The sequence below is a fragment of the Agrobacterium larrymoorei genome, from assembly GCF_030819275.1.
In the GTDB taxonomy this organism is placed as follows: domain Bacteria; phylum Pseudomonadota; class Alphaproteobacteria; order Rhizobiales; family Rhizobiaceae; genus Agrobacterium; species Agrobacterium larrymoorei_B.
This window is the reverse complement of sequence record NZ_JAUTBL010000002.1, coordinates 2972538-2986585: the sequence shown is the minus strand read 5'-3', so window position 1 is coordinate 2986585 and position 14048 is coordinate 2972538. Positions and strand designations below refer to the sequence as shown.

Annotated in this window: 12 protein-coding genes; 7 read left to right on the top strand and 5 right to left on the bottom strand. The window is 58.5% G+C overall.

All coding sequences use genetic code 11. The features are described 5' to 3' along the window. The first annotated feature begins 321 nt into the window (after positions 1-321). The 4 genes from QE408_RS22920 to QE408_RS22905 all read left to right on the top strand — a co-directional run bounded on the left by QE408_RS22920 (position 322) and on the right by QE408_RS22905 (position 5866). Positions 322-1272 (top strand): ornithine cyclodeaminase family protein, encoded by a 951-nt coding sequence (locus QE408_RS22920; RefSeq protein ID WP_306934734.1) that lies wholly within the window; start codon positions 322-324, stop codon positions 1270-1272. Positions 1273-1276: 4 nt separating this feature from the next. Next, entirely contained in the window at positions 1277-3763 is a 2487-nt protein-coding gene (gene hrpB, locus QE408_RS22915) for an ATP-dependent helicase HrpB (protein WP_306934733.1), read from the top strand. Positions 3764-3781: 18 nt separating this feature from the next. Beyond that, entirely contained in the window at positions 3782-5089 is a 1308-nt protein-coding gene (locus QE408_RS22910) for an ActS/PrrB/RegB family redox-sensitive histidine kinase (RefSeq protein WP_306934732.1), read from the top strand. Positions 5090-5281: 192 nt separating this feature from the next. Continuing rightward, positions 5282-5866: an ActR/PrrA/RegA family redox response regulator transcription factor gene (locus QE408_RS22905; protein WP_306934731.1), complete on the top strand. Its 585-nt coding sequence runs from the start codon at positions 5282-5284 to the stop codon at positions 5864-5866. Between the two features lie 15 nt (positions 5867-5881). On the opposite strand, the gene QE408_RS22900 is transcribed toward QE408_RS22905, so the two are convergent. Beyond that, positions 5882-6367, bottom strand: a complete 486-nt coding sequence (locus QE408_RS22900; RefSeq protein WP_306934730.1) for an MmcB family DNA repair protein — start codon at positions 6365-6367, stop codon at positions 5882-5884. 182 nt (positions 6368-6549) lie between these two features. Here QE408_RS22900 and QE408_RS22895 point away from each other — a divergent pair, with 182 nt between their 5' ends. Then, positions 6550-7236 carry a L,D-transpeptidase gene (locus QE408_RS22895; RefSeq protein WP_306934729.1) on the top strand — a complete coding sequence of 229 codons (687 nt, stop codon included), beginning with the start codon at positions 6550-6552 and terminating at the stop codon, positions 7234-7236. A gap of 113 nt (positions 7237-7349) precedes the next feature. Here the strand turns inward: QE408_RS22895 and QE408_RS22890 are convergent, their stop codons facing one another. From QE408_RS22890 to hslV, 4 genes are all read right to left on the bottom strand, one after another. Continuing rightward, a complete protein-coding gene (locus QE408_RS22890) occupies positions 7350-9518 on the bottom strand; it encodes a malate synthase G (RefSeq protein ID WP_306934728.1) in 2169 nt (722 codons plus the stop codon). Positions 9519-9636: 118 nt separating this feature from the next. Next, positions 9637-10590, bottom strand: a complete 954-nt coding sequence (locus tag QE408_RS22885; RefSeq protein WP_306934727.1) for a DUF1402 family protein — start codon at positions 10588-10590, stop codon at positions 9637-9639. 185 nt (positions 10591-10775) lie between these two features. Beyond that, entirely contained in the window at positions 10776-12083 is a 1308-nt protein-coding gene (gene hslU, locus QE408_RS22880; RefSeq protein ID WP_306934726.1) for an ATP-dependent protease ATPase subunit HslU, read from the bottom strand. Between the two features lie 78 nt (positions 12084-12161). Continuing rightward, positions 12162-12686: an ATP-dependent protease subunit HslV gene (gene hslV / locus QE408_RS22875; protein WP_306934725.1), complete on the bottom strand. Its 525-nt coding sequence runs from the start codon at positions 12684-12686 to the stop codon at positions 12162-12164. A 212-nt stretch (positions 12687-12898) separates the two neighbouring features. Between hslV and hisB the strand changes: the two genes are divergently transcribed. Next, a complete protein-coding gene (gene hisB / locus QE408_RS22870) occupies positions 12899-13495 on the top strand; it encodes an imidazoleglycerol-phosphate dehydratase HisB (RefSeq protein ID WP_062424656.1) in 597 nt (198 codons plus the stop codon). Between the two features lie 61 nt (positions 13496-13556). Further along, complete coding sequence (locus QE408_RS22865; RefSeq protein ID WP_306934724.1) at positions 13557-14048, top strand: DUF2628 domain-containing protein; 492 nt, start codon at positions 13557-13559, stop codon at positions 14046-14048.

Here is a 14048-nt window from a genome sequence, read left to right as displayed (position 1 = left end):
ATCAAGACCCAAGAGCAACAAGCATCAGCTCATCTTTTCCGATTTTCTCTAGAACAAAGGACTTCGTCGCCAGCAGCGCCGCCGCCCTCGTCAGTGAGCGGACTTATAAGAGACACACCCCAAACAAGTCAACAGACGTTTTTCATAAATCTGTCGTTTTTTCGTAAGTGACCGTAATTGTTGAGCTTTTTCGATTGGTTATTCAAAACGGCTTGCTGGACCCGGTTATCGAACCTGTTTTGGAGCTCTGCAAATCGCCTCTCTCTTCAATCATGCGCTTCGCATGATAAGCTTCGCGCATATGAGGAAAAGGGAAAGTCTATGCTGGTTCTGAACGAAGACGAAACGCGCAGCGCGCTGGCCTGGCCGCAGCTGATCGAGGCGATCGAAACCATGTTTCGCATCGGTTGCGAGATGCCCGTTCGGCATCATCATGATGTCGCCGTGCCGGGTGAGAGAGATGCCACGCTGCTGATGATGCCCGCCTGGGTGCCCGGCTCTTATATAGGCGTGAAGATTCTCTCGGTCTTTCCAGACAACAGCACGCGTGCCCTTCCCGCGATTTTTGGTACCTATCTACTGTCATCCGGCAAGACAGGGGAAATGCTGGCGGCGGTGGAAGGTGGCGAGCTTACCGCGCGGCGTACAGCAGCGACGTCGGCTCTTGCAGCCAAATATCTTGCGAGAGACGATGCATCATCCATGCTGATGGTTGGCACCGGGCGCCTCTCGATCAACCTGATGCAGGCCCATGCGACGGTGCGAAACATTTCCACCTTCCATATATGGGGACGAAACACCGCTTCTGCGGAGAAGACCGCGGCTGAGGCCCGGGCGATGGGGCTCAATGCTTTTGCCTGCGCCGATCTGGAAGTCGGGGTACGGGACGCGGATATCATTTCCTGCGCTACTCTCTCCAACGAGCCGTTGATCAGAGGTGAGTGGCTGAAGCCCGGCGCGCATCTCGATCTCGTCGGCGCCTTCAAGCCGTCCATGCGCGAAAGCGACGATGCTGCCGTTCAGCGCGCAAGCGTCTATGTGGACACATTCGATGGCGCTCTTAAAGAAGGCGGCGATATCGTGCAGCCGTTCGAAACGGGCGTACTTCAGCGACAGGATATCAGGGCAGAGCTTGCCGATCTCGTTTCCGGGCGTCAAAAGGGCCGCAACAACGATAACGAGATCACGCTTTTCAAATCGGTCGGGGCGGCGCTGGAGGATCTGGCTGGCGCTATCCTCGCTTATGAAAGCGTGACGCGACGGACCAACTGATTTTATGACGAGCACGATCAAAGCGGCACTCCATGGTTCAAGCAACCTCCCCGTCACGGATGTGCTGGATGAGTTAGGACAAGAACTCGGCCGTGCAAAACGCGCCGTTCTCTGCGCCCCGCCGGGCGCCGGTAAGACAACTCTGGTACCGCTTTATCTCCTCGATCAGGATCGGCTTGGTGACGGCAAGATCATTCTGCTGGAACCTCGACGGCTGGCGGCGCGCGCGGCGGCAAGCCGCATGGCGACCCTCCTGAACGAAGACGTCGGCGGCACCGTGGGGTATCGCATGAGGCTCGACAATCGCGTTTCCGCCAAGACGCGGATCGAGGTGGTGACCGAAGGCGTCTTTGCGCGAATGGTTCTGGATGATCCAGAACTGAGCGGTGTTTCGGTCGTCATCTTCGACGAGTTTCATGAGCGCTCGCTCGATGGCGATTTCGGTCTTGCGCTGGCCCTGGATGTGCAGGCAGGCTTGCGCGACGACCTGCATATCCTGGTGATGTCTGCCACGCTGGATTCGGAACGGATCAGTGCGTTGCTGGATCGGGCTCCGGTCATCACCAGTCTTGGGCGCAGCTTTCCGGTCGATATCCGTTATGAAGACCGGTCAGGGCAAGAGCGGATCGAAGACAAGGTTTCGCGTGCCATCATCGAGGCGCATGCAGCAGAGGCCGGCTCGATCCTCGCCTTTCTTCCGGGACAAGCGGAGATCAAGCGCACCGCGGAGAGACTGGAGGGTCGCTTCGACGCGGGCACGCAGGTGATCCCACTTTACGGAAATCTCTCGCAAAAGGAACAGGAATCGGCGATCAAGCCCACTGAGAAGGGTCGACGCAAAATCGTATTGGCGACATCGATTGCCGAGACGTCGATCACCATCGATGGGGTGCGAATCGTTATCGATAGCGGGCTGCAACGTTTGCCCGTCTTCGAACCATCGACCGGCATCAGCCGGCTTGAGACAGTGAAAGTCTCTCGTGCCTCTGCAGACCAGCGGGCTGGTCGCGCGGGGCGCACGGAGCCCGGTATCGCCATCCGCCTGTGGCATGCGGGACAGACAGCGGCGCTGCCAGCGTTTACGCCGCCGCAGATTCTGGCCAGCGATCTTTCCGGTTTCGCGCTCGATCTCGCCCATTGGGGTGTGAGCGATCCGGCCTCCCTCAAATTTCTCGATCAGCCACCGGCGTCTACGTTGAAGGAGGCGAATGCGCTGCTGCAAGGGCTTGGTGCTCTTGATGGGTCGGGGGCGATTACGGCACGCGGAAAGCTGATGCGGGAGATGGCTCTGCCCCCTCGCCTCGCGGCCATGGTGCTCGCGGCTGACGCGCTTGGATGCGGGGGTGAGGCGTCCCTGCTCGCCGTGCTGCTAACCGAGCAGGGTCTCGGCGGCAACGATATTGATCTTGAAGAGCGGCTTCGTCGGTTCAAAGGCGAAAAGTCGGAGCGCGCGACCGCCGCCAGGGGACTGGCAAAACGGCTCGTTTCCTCTCTCCCAGGTAAAAACAATGAATCGGAAGCGCCTCTGACGGCCGGGCAGCTTCTGTTGCATGCCTTTCCGGACCGCATCGCATTCCAGCGCGGGGCGCGAGGTCGCTATGTCATGGCTAATGGCCGTGGTGGCGAGTTGGAAGAGACGGAGCGGTTGGCAACCCAAAAGATGCTGGTGGTGGCCGACATTGTCGGTCGCGCCGCAAGGCCGCGCATTCTCGCCGCCGCCTCGATCAGCCTACGCGATGTGGAAGCATTCCTGCCGGAGGCGATCATCAAGGAAGACCAGCTTTTCTTCGACAAGCCAAGCGGGCAGGTTCGCGCCAGACGCGTCTCGCGCATCGGCGCCATTATTCTCGATGAAACACCTCTGGCACGCCCCTCTGGTGAGAAGGCTGCACAAGCGCTCGCAAACGGCATTCGCGAGCATGGCCTTGGCATCCTGCCCTTTTCGAAAGACGCGCAGCAATTGCGCCATCGCCTCGGCTTTCTTCACCGCAGCGTCGGCGCGCCCTGGCCGGATATGAGCGACGCGGCACTGATCGACCGGCTGGATGAGTGGTTCGTACCCTTTCAGCACGACGCCAAGACGATCCATGAGATCAGTAGCGGCAACATCATCGAAGGGCTGCGCTCGCTGGTTCCGCATGAAGAGTTACGCCAACTGAGCAAACTGCTTCCTACCCATTTCGAAGCGCCGACCGGACAAAAGCACGCCATCCACTATGAAGGTGAGGAACCGACACTGACCATCCGCGTGCAGGAGCTCTTCGGATTGAAGGATCACCCGAGTGTTGCGGGTGGCAAATTGCCACTGTTGCTGGAATTGACCTCGCCTGCCCACAGGCCGATACAGACCACTAGGGATTTGCCAGGCTTCTGGGCCGGCTCCTGGAAGGATGTGCGGGCGGATATGAGGGGGCGTTATCCGCGCCACCCCTGGCCGGAAGATCCGGCATCCGCGCAACCGACGCACCGCGCCAAGCCGCGCGGTACCTGAGATGATAAAGAGGGACCAATGGCGAAGCAGCCCGTAGAAACAACGCGGTTTGGCCGCGCCAGCCGCCAGATCAGGTTGCAGACCATTGTCTGGCTGCGCTGGCTTGCCGTGGCCGGACAGAGCGCCACGCTTCTGATCGTTGCATTCGGTCTTGGCTTTCCCCTGCCGCTACTGACCTGCGCGCTGCTCATTGCGGCGCTGGCGACAGCCAATCTCTTCCTGTCGGCTCGCTTTCCGCCGACCTATCGCCTGGAGCCCTGGGAAGCGACGCTGCTGCTTGCCTTCGACCTGCTGCAATTGACGGCGTTGATATATATTACCGGTGGCCTGTCCAACCCGTTTGCGCCACTAATCTGCGTTCAGGTCATTATTGCCTTTGCCTCGCAACCGCTGAAGCATTCTCTCGTTTTGCTGTTCTTCGCGCTGACCTGCGTGACAGCGATTGCCTTTTCGCCCTTTCCGGTCCCGTGGTATCCGGGCGAAGAACTGCCGATCCAGCTCATCATTCATATCGGCATCTGGTGCTCGATCGTGGCGATGATGCTGTTTGCCGCCTTTTATGCATACCGCGTGTCGCATGAGGCCAATCAGCTGGCCGATGCCCTTGCAGCAACCGAGCTGGTGCTGGAGCGGGAAAAACACCTTTCGCAACTGGATGGTCTCGCCGCAGCCGCCGCGCACGAGTTGGGAACGCCGCTGGCGACGATCAGTGTCGTTGCCAAGGAAATGCAACGCGAGCTTGGACAAGACGAGCGCTTTAGCGAGGATGTCGCGCTGCTGCGCAGCCAGAGCGAGCGATGCCGGGACATCCTGCGCCGGCTGACATCTCTGTCTGCCGAAGGCGAGGAACATATTCGCAGGCTTCCGCTCTCTTCGTTGATCGAGGAGGTGATGGCGCCACACCGGGAATTTGGCGTGAAACTCAAGTTGGTCGAGAAGTCCGGAAGGGCGGATGAGCCGGTTGGCGCGCGCAATGCCGGCATTCTCTACGGGCTAGGTAACCTGCTGGAAAACGCCGTCGATTATGCCAAGGAGATGGTGACTGTCACCGTGGCACATGACCAACAGCAGGTGATGGTGACGATCGAGGATGATGGCGATGGATATTCGCCGGATATCCTGGCGCGAATCGGCGATCCTTACGTGACCGAGCGGCACAATGATTCGACGGCTGGCGGTCTGGGACTAGGGCTCTTCATCGCCAAGACGTTACTGGAACGATCCGGCGCTTCGCTCACATTCGAAAATCGTGGACCAAATGCCGCAGGTGCGAAGGTCACCGTTATCTGGCCGCGATCCGTCATGGAGGATAATAAGGGCCGGTGATGTCAAGCGTATTGCGATCTTTCAGTTTCGCTCCTTACGCTGTCGCTCTTTAATTCCCCGCGCATCGTCATCGCAAAGTTGCTGCACAGTTTGGCGCTGACCATGCTCTGGCGGTCTGTTAGGAAGCTCTTACGCTCGTGGCGCATGAGGGATATGATCGCCGAAACATACAAATGACCGAAGGAAACGACCATGGCAGATGACGGACAAAAGCGAGAAGAAGAGGCGGTGACAGCTTCGGATGCGATCGGTCCGGATAAGTCACTCCTGATCGTCGATGATGACGGTCCGTTTCTGCGCCGTCTAGCACGCGCCATGGAAGCTCGCGGCTTTGTCGTCGACACCGCCGAGTCCGTCAGCGAAGGCATCGAGAAATCGAAAAGCGCGCCGCCGAAATATGCGGTGGTAGACCTGAGGCTGGGTGACGGCAACGGGTTGGAAGTCATCGAGGCTATCCGACAGCATCGCGATGACACGCAAATCGTCGTTCTGACCGGCTATGGAAATATTGCAACCGCGGTCACGGCCGTGAAGCTCGGCGCGTTGGACTATCTGGCAAAGCCTGCAGATGCCGACGATGTGTTCAACGCGCTGACACAGCGCGAAGGCGACCGGATGGAAGTGCCGGAAAACCCGATGTCCGCCGACCGGGTGCGGTGGGAACATATTCAGCGCGTCTATGAAATGTGCGAGCGGAACGTCTCGGAGACGGCACGGCGGCTCAACATGCATCGCCGCACGCTGCAGCGTATTCTGGCCAAGCGCGCACCTAAGTAAGCAAACGACAACGTATCAGTCCGAGTAGCTGGTGCCGGTCGACCATTCGGCCATCATCAGGCGGCGGGCGGCGGTTCGGGAAAAGTCCAACATCACGGATTTGCGTGTGGCAGGCGCCAGCTTATGTTCCGGTGCCTCCCGCACCATATGGGCTCCATATCCGTCCGAGAGAAAAAGCCCGCACTCTTCCGGAAAGATATCGAGCGGAACGGCCGCGTGGGTGGCGAAGAACAGCCGGTCGCAATGCAGCCGATAATCCGGCCACTTGCGATCCACCCTGAAATCCTCAATCGAGGATTTGATCTCGATGATCCAGATTTCGCCTTTGACCGACAGGCTGATCAGATCCGCGCGCCTGCCGCTGGACAAAGCCAGTTCCGGCAGGACGGAGTGTCGCATCTCGTGCAGCAATATTTGTACGCCCCGACGCACAAGCATGGCTTTCTCAGATTGGCGACCGTCGATTAACGGGTTGTTATTGGTAAAGGAAAGAATAGTCATGGATCGATTCTGGAAAAGGGCCCCGAAATTGTTGCAAAAAGACCATGAAGCGGCATTTTCGCACAAGCGGTAATCTTGCTGCGGTGCGATGGCTTGCCAAGCAAGGATTAATCGAAAATAACCCGATGATCCAATATCGCTTCATGCACCGCTTATATAAGCGAATTTTCCGCGAGAACACCATGCGCATTCGCACTTCATTGACTGCACTCGGCCTGTCGTCCATCCTTGCGCTGACCGGCTGCGCGTCCACGACGACTGAAACCTCTTCCGCCCGCCCTCTCACGACCCCAGTTGTGGTCGAGACCGCTCAGATCTTTGGCGATGAGGTTTACGGCGCGACCACGGACGCTGGTTATGCCCTTCCAGCCATTCCGATCAACCGCGTCGACAAGAAGTTTCACCGCCAGATCGTGAACTACGAGACAGCGGAAAAGCCAGGCACGGTGATCGTCAACACCCGTGAGCGCTTCCTCTATTACATCCTGCCCGGCGGCAAGGCCGTGCGTTACGGCATCGGCGTTGGCAAGCAGGGTTTTGCCTGGGCTGGTGAAGCCTATGTGGCCTGGAAGCAGGAGTGGCCGACCTGGCATCCGCCGAAGGAAATGGCCGCCCGCAAGCCGGACGTGGCCAAGTATGTCGAAAACGGCATGGGTCCTGGCATCAGCAATCCACTCGGTGCGCGCGCCATGTATCTCTTCAACGAACAGGGCCAGGACACGCTGTTCCGTATCCACGGTTCGCCTGAATGGGCTTCGATCGGCACCGCCGCCTCTTCCGGCTGCATTCGCATGATCAACCAGGACGTCATCGATCTCTACAGCCGCATCCGTCCAGGCCGCAGCTCCAAGGTTATCGTGATCCAGTAATTCTGGACACAGAGCATGAAAAAGCCGCCGAGGAATGTCCCGGCGGCTTTCTTGTTTCCGGTTATGAACGCTTCCGGTGCAAGGGAAGCGTTCATAACCGATAGATGATACAATCAGGCGGTTTGCTTGGCTTTCAGCTCAAGACGGCGACGGTGCAGGACCGGCTCGGTATAGCCATTCGGCTGCTCCCTGCCCTTTAGCACCAGTTCGACTGCAGCCTGGAACGCCACCGAACCATCGAAGTTGCCGGCCATGGGCGTATAGGCCGCGTCGCCGGCATTCTGCTGATCGACCACGGCTGCCATGCGCTTCATGGTCTCTACGATCTGATCCTCTGAGACGACGCCGTGGCGCAGCCAGTTTGCCATATGCTGGGCAGAGATGCGCAGCGTGGCACGGTCTTCCATCAGGCCGATATTGTTGATGTCGGGTACCTTGGAGCAGCCGACGCCCTGATCGACCCAGCGCACGACATAGCCCAGAATTCCCTGGGCGTTGTTGTCCAGTTCCCGCTGGATTTCTTCTGGCGTCCAGTTGGGGCGAACGGCGACTGGAACGGAGAGAATATCGGCAAGCTTGGCGCGGCCACGGCTCTTCAACCCTTCCTGAACGTGGGCGACATCCACCTTGTGGTAGTGAGTCGCGTGCAGCGTTGCCGCGGTCGGCGACGGGACCCAGGCGGTGTTGGCGCCAGCCTTGGGGTGAGCGATCTTCTGCTCCAGCATGGCAGCCATCAGGTCGGGCATGGCCCACATGCCCTTACCGATCTGCGCGTGGCCGGAGAGGCCGCATTCGAGACCGATATCGACATTCCAGTTTTCGTAAGCCGCAATCCAGGCCGCCTGCTTCATGTCGCCCTTGCGGATCATCGGGCCCGCTTCCATCGAGGTATGAATTTCATCGCCGGTGCGATCGAGGAAGCCGGTATTGATGAAGACGACGCGGTCCTTGGCGGCGCGAATGCATTCCTTGAGGTTGACCGTCGTGCGGCGCTCCTCGTCCATGATGCCCATCTTCATGGTGTTTGGCCGCATGCCGACAAGCTGCTCCACACGGCTGAAGATTTCAGCTGCGAAAGCAACCTCTTCCGGCCCGTGCATTTTGGGCTTCACCACATACATGGAGCCGGCGCGCGAGTTCTGGTGGCGACCGTTCGGGCCGACATCGTAAAGCGCAATCAGACCGGTGATGATGGCATCCATGATGCCTTCCGGAACCTCCTGACCATCACGGTCGAGGATGGCCGGGTTGGTCATCAGGTGACCCACATTGCGCACCAGCATCAACGAGCGACCGGGAAGCGCCAGAGCCGCACCGCTAGGTGCTGTGTAGTTGCGGTCGGGATTGAGGCGGCGGGTGAAGGTCTCACCGCCCTTGGAAACCACTTCCGTCAGATCGCCGCGCATCAGGCCGAGCCAGTTGCGATAGACGACCAGCTTATCTTCGGCATCCACGGCTGCAACCGAGTCTTCGCAATCCATGATGGTGGTGAGCGCCGACTCAAGGATGACATCGGAGATACCGGCGCGATCACCCTTGCCGATGTTGGTGGTAGGATCGACGATGATTTCGATATGGATGCCGTTGGTTTTCAGCAGAACGGTGGATGGCTTCGACGCATCGCCCTCGAAGCCGGCAAATTGTGCCGGATCGGCAAGTGTTGTCGAACTGCCGTCCAGATCGATGCTCAAAGCACCGTCAACGACTCGCAAGCCGCTGGTATCTGCCCATTTGCCGCTGGCAAGCGGCACCGAGCCGTCGAGGAAAGATCTTGCCCAGGCAATGACCTTTTCGCCGCGACGAGGATTGTAGCCCCTGCCCTTTTCGGCGCCGTCGTCTTCTGCAATCGCGTCCGTGCCATACAGCGCGTCGTAAAGCGAACCCCAGCGGGCATTGGCCGCGTTCAGCGCATAGCGGGCATTCATCACCGGCACGACGAGCTGCGGCCCGGCGAGTTCGGCGATTTCAGGATCGACGTTCTGGGTGTTGACCTTGAAGGCCTCACCTTCCGGCACGATGTAGCCGATCTCGCGGAGATAGGCTTCATAGGCAGCGAGATCGGAGGGCGCGCCGTTCTGGCGATACCAACCATCGAGCTTTTCCTGGAAGGCGTCGCGTTTGGCAAGAAGCTCTTTGTTCTTCGGCGCCAGATCGTGGACGATGGCAGAGAACCCGTCAAAGAAGGTGTCCGCGTTCAGCCCGGTCTCAGGTAGAACCTCATCCTTCAAGAACTGGTAAAGCGTTGCGTCGAATGACAGCCCGTTATGCTCGATGCGGCTCACAACATATCTCCCTATGGTCATTTGCCATAGAGTGGAGGGTGAACCCCGCGTCCGTCAACTGTCGCGAAGCATCAAAGATTTTTTCCTTTCCGGAAATAATCCGGACCACCTGTTCCAGTTAGAGCAGTTTTTCGAGTTCCGGAAGCTTTTCGTTGATGAGCCAGCCGTAGTAATTTTCTTCCGGCCAGACGGTCGCGCCGCTCTGGCGGTTCTTCTGGGCGAGCACTGCTGCGCGCTGCTGCGAGCCACCGAGATTATAAAGAGTCGATGTCAGGCCTGGGTTCTTGGAAATATCCATGTCGGCGATGGACTTATAATCATCAATGGATTTGCGGATGGCGGCCGCCATATAGGCAAGCGAATGATCGGGATCCATGATGGCCGTGTAGACGGCAGCGGCGTCATTCTCGTCCAGCCTTTCGTAGCCAGACGTGCGCGCTACCGTATCCGAGAGCATGAGCGCCGTCAGCGGATTGATCTGGCCGAGACCGAATGTCTGTCCGGCATAGAAGGGCTGAAAGAAGACAGCGCTGAAGCGGTTGTCAGGATAGCTCACGCCATCCACCTTCTTACCGCGGAAGCTTGCTTCCCAGACGTCTTCACGGCAATTCCACAGGCTGTAGGAATCGCTTTTCGACTGACATTTGGCGAATTGCGAATGCGTCAGAAACTGCGCGATCGTTTCATCCTGATAGCCGAAGCGGAAGCTGTTTCCGGCATAAGATGCTGCCTTCACATAATAGGACTGGAGGCGATCATAGGCATCGACATTGTAAGTGTGTTCGCCAACGATCGCCCCGATCATATGGATCGGATCGATACCATAGCGGCTGGCCGTCGACTTGATCTTGGAGATCAGCTGCTTGTCGCTGGACAGAAGCTCGTAGACCTTCTGATACTTCCGCTCATAGGTGGAGTTCGACCCCTTGGTGCGGCGTGCGGAGGCACCCGGAACATTCGGCTGTTCCGCATTGCGGTTTCCAGGCGGCACAAGCGTCGCGGCCTCAGCATAGGACGGAAGAACGGTGCCAATGGCCAGAAGTGCTGCCAATGCCAGAAGAGTTTTGCGCACGAGCGGATGCCTTTTCTCTTGTCGGCTCTGATGCCGGAGTAATCCAGAGGATCGACTTTCGACATTCATTAACGAAAAGCGATGCCTTATGTCGAGAGAAGGCCGATAAAATAAGAGTGCGGCAAGATTTGCCGCACTCCTCATTATTTTAATACCTAGGCTGACTGCAAAGCCATGGGTGCGCTTTAGAGGATATACCGCGACAAATCCGTGTCGGCGGCGATATCGCCTACATGTTCCTTGACATAGGCGTCATCGATCTTGACCGACGAGCCACCGCGATCGGGCGCGTTGAAGGAGATTTCGTCCAGAACACGCTCCATAACCGTTTGCAGACGGCGCGCACCGATATTCTCGACCGACGAATTGAGATGGACCGCCACGTCGGCCAGCGCATCGATGGCGTCGTCGGTAAAATCCAGGTCTAGTTCTTCGGTCGCCATCAGCGCCTTGTACTGGCGGATCAGGCTCGCCTCGGTCTCGGTCAGGATGCGACGGAAGTCTTCCTTCGTGAGCGGCTTCAGCTCCACGCGGATCGGCAGGCGGCCCTGAAGTTCCGGCAGCAGATCCGAAGGCTTTGCGACGTGGAAAGCGCCCGACGCGATGAAGAGAATGTGATCCGTCTTCACCGGTCCGTACTTGGTGGAGACCGTTGTGCCCTCGACCAGCGGCAGCAGATCGCGCTGGACGCCCTCGCGAGAAACACCGGCACCCATTCCGCCATCGCGGGCTGCGATCTTGTCGATTTCGTCAAGGAAGACGATGCCGTCGTTTTCGACGGATTTGACCGCTTCGCGTTGAATCTGCTCGTTGTCCAGAAGCTTGTCGGACTCGTCGCGGATCAGTTCCGCGTAGGATTTCTCCACCGTGGTGCGCACCTTCTTGGTACGACCGCCCATGGCCTTGCCGAACATTTCAGACAGATTGAGCACACCGATATTGGCGCCAGGCATGCCGGGGATCTCGAAGCCGGGCATGCCGGAACCGGTGTCGGCCACCTCTATATCGATCTCCTTCTTGTCGAGTTCTCCGTCGCGCAGCTTCTTGCGGAAGCTGTCCCGGGTGGCGGGCGACGCGGTCTGCCCGACGAGAGCGTCAAGAACACGCTCTTCGGCGCTGGCATGAGCCTTGGCCTGCACCTCGGCGCGCATCTTTTCGCGCACAAGCCCGATACCGATCTCGACCAGATCGCGGATGATCTGTTCGACATCACGGCCTACATAGCCGACTTCGGTGAATTTCGTCGCTTCCACCTTGATGAAGGGGGCACCGGCGAGCTTTGCCAGACGGCGAGAGATTTCGGTCTTGCCGACACCGGTCGGGCCGATCATCAGAATATTCTTCGGCATCACCTCGTCGCGCAGACTCTCATCGAGCTGCTGGCGGCGCCAGCGGTTGCGAAGTGCGATTGCGACAGCACGTTTGGCATCATGCTGACCGATGATGTAGCGGTCGAGTTCCGAGACGATCTCCCGGGGAGAAAAAGTGGTCATTTCGATCCTTTCGGCTTCCTGTTGCGGCCAGCTATGGCAGCCCGGCCCGCAGGAACCACGGGTTGGTGGTCTGTCCGCTTATTCAGCGTCCAGCGTTTCGACAACGAGATTGTGGTTGGTGTAGACGCAGATGTCTGCGGCGATATCGAGCGCCTGACGCGCAATGTCCTCGGCGGATTTCTCGGAATCCATCAAGGCACGTGCCGCAGCAAAGGCGTAGTTGCCGCCGGAGCCGATGGCGATGGCACCATGCTCCGGTTCCAGAACATCGCCATTGCCGGTGATGGCAAGTGTGATCGACTTGTCGGCGACGAGCATCATGGCTTCGAGATTGCGCAGATACTTATCCGTGCGCCAATCCTTGGCGAGTTCGACCGCGGCGCGCATCAACTGGCCGGGATATTGCTCCAGCTTCTTTTCCAGCCGGTCGAGAAGGGTGAAGGCATCCGCTGTGGCACCGGCGAAACCGGCGATCACCTCGCCCTTGCCGATGCGACGCACCTTCCGGGCATTGCCCTTCATCACCGTCTGGCCGAGGCTGACCTGTCCGTCGCCGGCCATGACGACCTTGCCGCCCTTTCTCACTGTAATGATTGTGGTCATAAAGCACCTGTCTGCCCATCTGGGCCTTGTATCTACTCTATCGGACCACTCATGAGCTGCGGTCCTTTTCGCAAATTATGTAAGTCCCGTTTTGCCGATTGCAATCTTGCTTAACCGTAGCAACCGGGTGGCACTTACAAGACGATGGAATGACTGGATATTTGAGGTGCGGGCTGGTAAGGAACGGCCAGATTGTCCAAGGAGCAGCCGCAATGGCAGAGCGCACAGCCGAGATTTCCCGCAAGACCAACGAGACCTCCGTCTCGGTCCGCGTGAATATCGATGGAACCGGTACGGCAAAAATCTCGACAGGCGTCGGATTTTTCGACCATATGCTGGACCAGCTGAGCCGCCATTCCCTGATTGACATGGAGATCGACGTGAAGGGCGACCTTCACATCGACGATCATCACACCGTGGAAGATACAGGGATTGCCATCGGCCAGGCCATTGCCAAAGCCCTGGGCGACCGCAAGGGCATCACGCGCTATGCCTCGCTCGATCTTGCCATGGACGAGACGATGACGAAGGCCGCCGTCGATATTTCCGGCCGCCCCTTCCTGGTCTGGAACGTGCAGTTCTCCGCACCGAAGATCGGTACATTCGATACCGAGCTGGTGCGCGAGTTCTTCCAGGCGCTGGCGCAGAATGCCGGGATCACGCTGCATATTCTCAACCACTACGGCGCCAACAACCACCATATCGCCGAGACGTGCTTCAAGGCGGTTGCGCGCGTCTTGCGCAGCGCCACTGAAATCGATCCCAGGCAGGCAGGTCGCATTCCTTCAACGAAGGGTATGCTGGCCTGACCCGGTGAAACATGAAGAGCACCCGACAGCGGCACTGCTCTGAACGTCGTCAGGAACGCCAATGACATCTTATCTTGTTCTGGAAGCACCGGGCGGGCCCGACAGGGATCATCGCACCACACGCTTCATCGCGGACAGATTTTCGTGGCTTGCTCTGTTTTTCCCATGGCTCTGGTTTGCCATTCATCGCATGTGGTGGATGGCCGCCTCGATCGTCATCTTGCAGGTTGCAGCCGGTCAGGTCTCGCGCCTTGATGGTTTCGGCATCACCGGGCTTCTTTTTGCCGCGGCTGTTGGACTGATAGCCGGATTCGAAGGTCGCAACCTGCTTCAGCGTCATTTGATTGCCAAGGGCTGGACGCTGAAGGACGTGATCGTCTCACATGATCGTTCGACAGCGGAAGAGATCTATTTTTCGAACCTCCCCGAAGATGAGCATCCGTTACAGAGTTCGGTCTCCAAACCTGAATGGAAAGTGCGCGAAGCGGCGGGTGGCTTCATGACGAACGATCCGGCTGGTTCGTTCCAATTCGATTTGAATGGAAGGCGCTGA

Excerpts from the sequence above, each read along its gene's own strand:
- QE408_RS22865 (WP_306934724.1), top strand. The coding sequence starts at position 13,557 with ATGACATCTTATCTTGTTCTGGAAGCACCGGGCGGGCCCGACAGGGAT.
- hisB (WP_062424656.1), top strand. The coding sequence starts at position 12,899 with ATGGCAGAGCGCACAGCCGAGATTTCCCGCAAGACCAACGAGACCTCC.
- QE408_RS22900 (WP_306934730.1), bottom strand. The coding sequence starts at position 6,367 with ATGACTATTCTTTCCTTTACCAATAACAACCCGTTAATCGACGGTCGC.
- QE408_RS22895 (WP_306934729.1), top strand. The coding sequence starts at position 6,550 with ATGCGCATTCGCACTTCATTGACTGCACTCGGCCTGTCGTCCATCCTT.
- hslU (WP_306934726.1), bottom strand. The coding sequence starts at position 12,083 with ATGACCACTTTTTCTCCCCGGGAGATCGTCTCGGAACTCGACCGCTAC.
- hrpB (WP_306934733.1), top strand. The coding sequence starts at position 1,277 with ATGACGAGCACGATCAAAGCGGCACTCCATGGTTCAAGCAACCTCCCC.
- QE408_RS22910 (WP_306934732.1), top strand. The coding sequence starts at position 3,782 with ATGGCGAAGCAGCCCGTAGAAACAACGCGGTTTGGCCGCGCCAGCCGC.
- hslV (WP_306934725.1), bottom strand. The coding sequence starts at position 12,686 with ATGACCACAATCATTACAGTGAGAAAGGGCGGCAAGGTCGTCATGGCC.
- QE408_RS22920 (WP_306934734.1), top strand. The coding sequence starts at position 322 with ATGCTGGTTCTGAACGAAGACGAAACGCGCAGCGCGCTGGCCTGGCCG.
- QE408_RS22905 (WP_306934731.1), top strand. The coding sequence starts at position 5,282 with ATGGCAGATGACGGACAAAAGCGAGAAGAAGAGGCGGTGACAGCTTCG.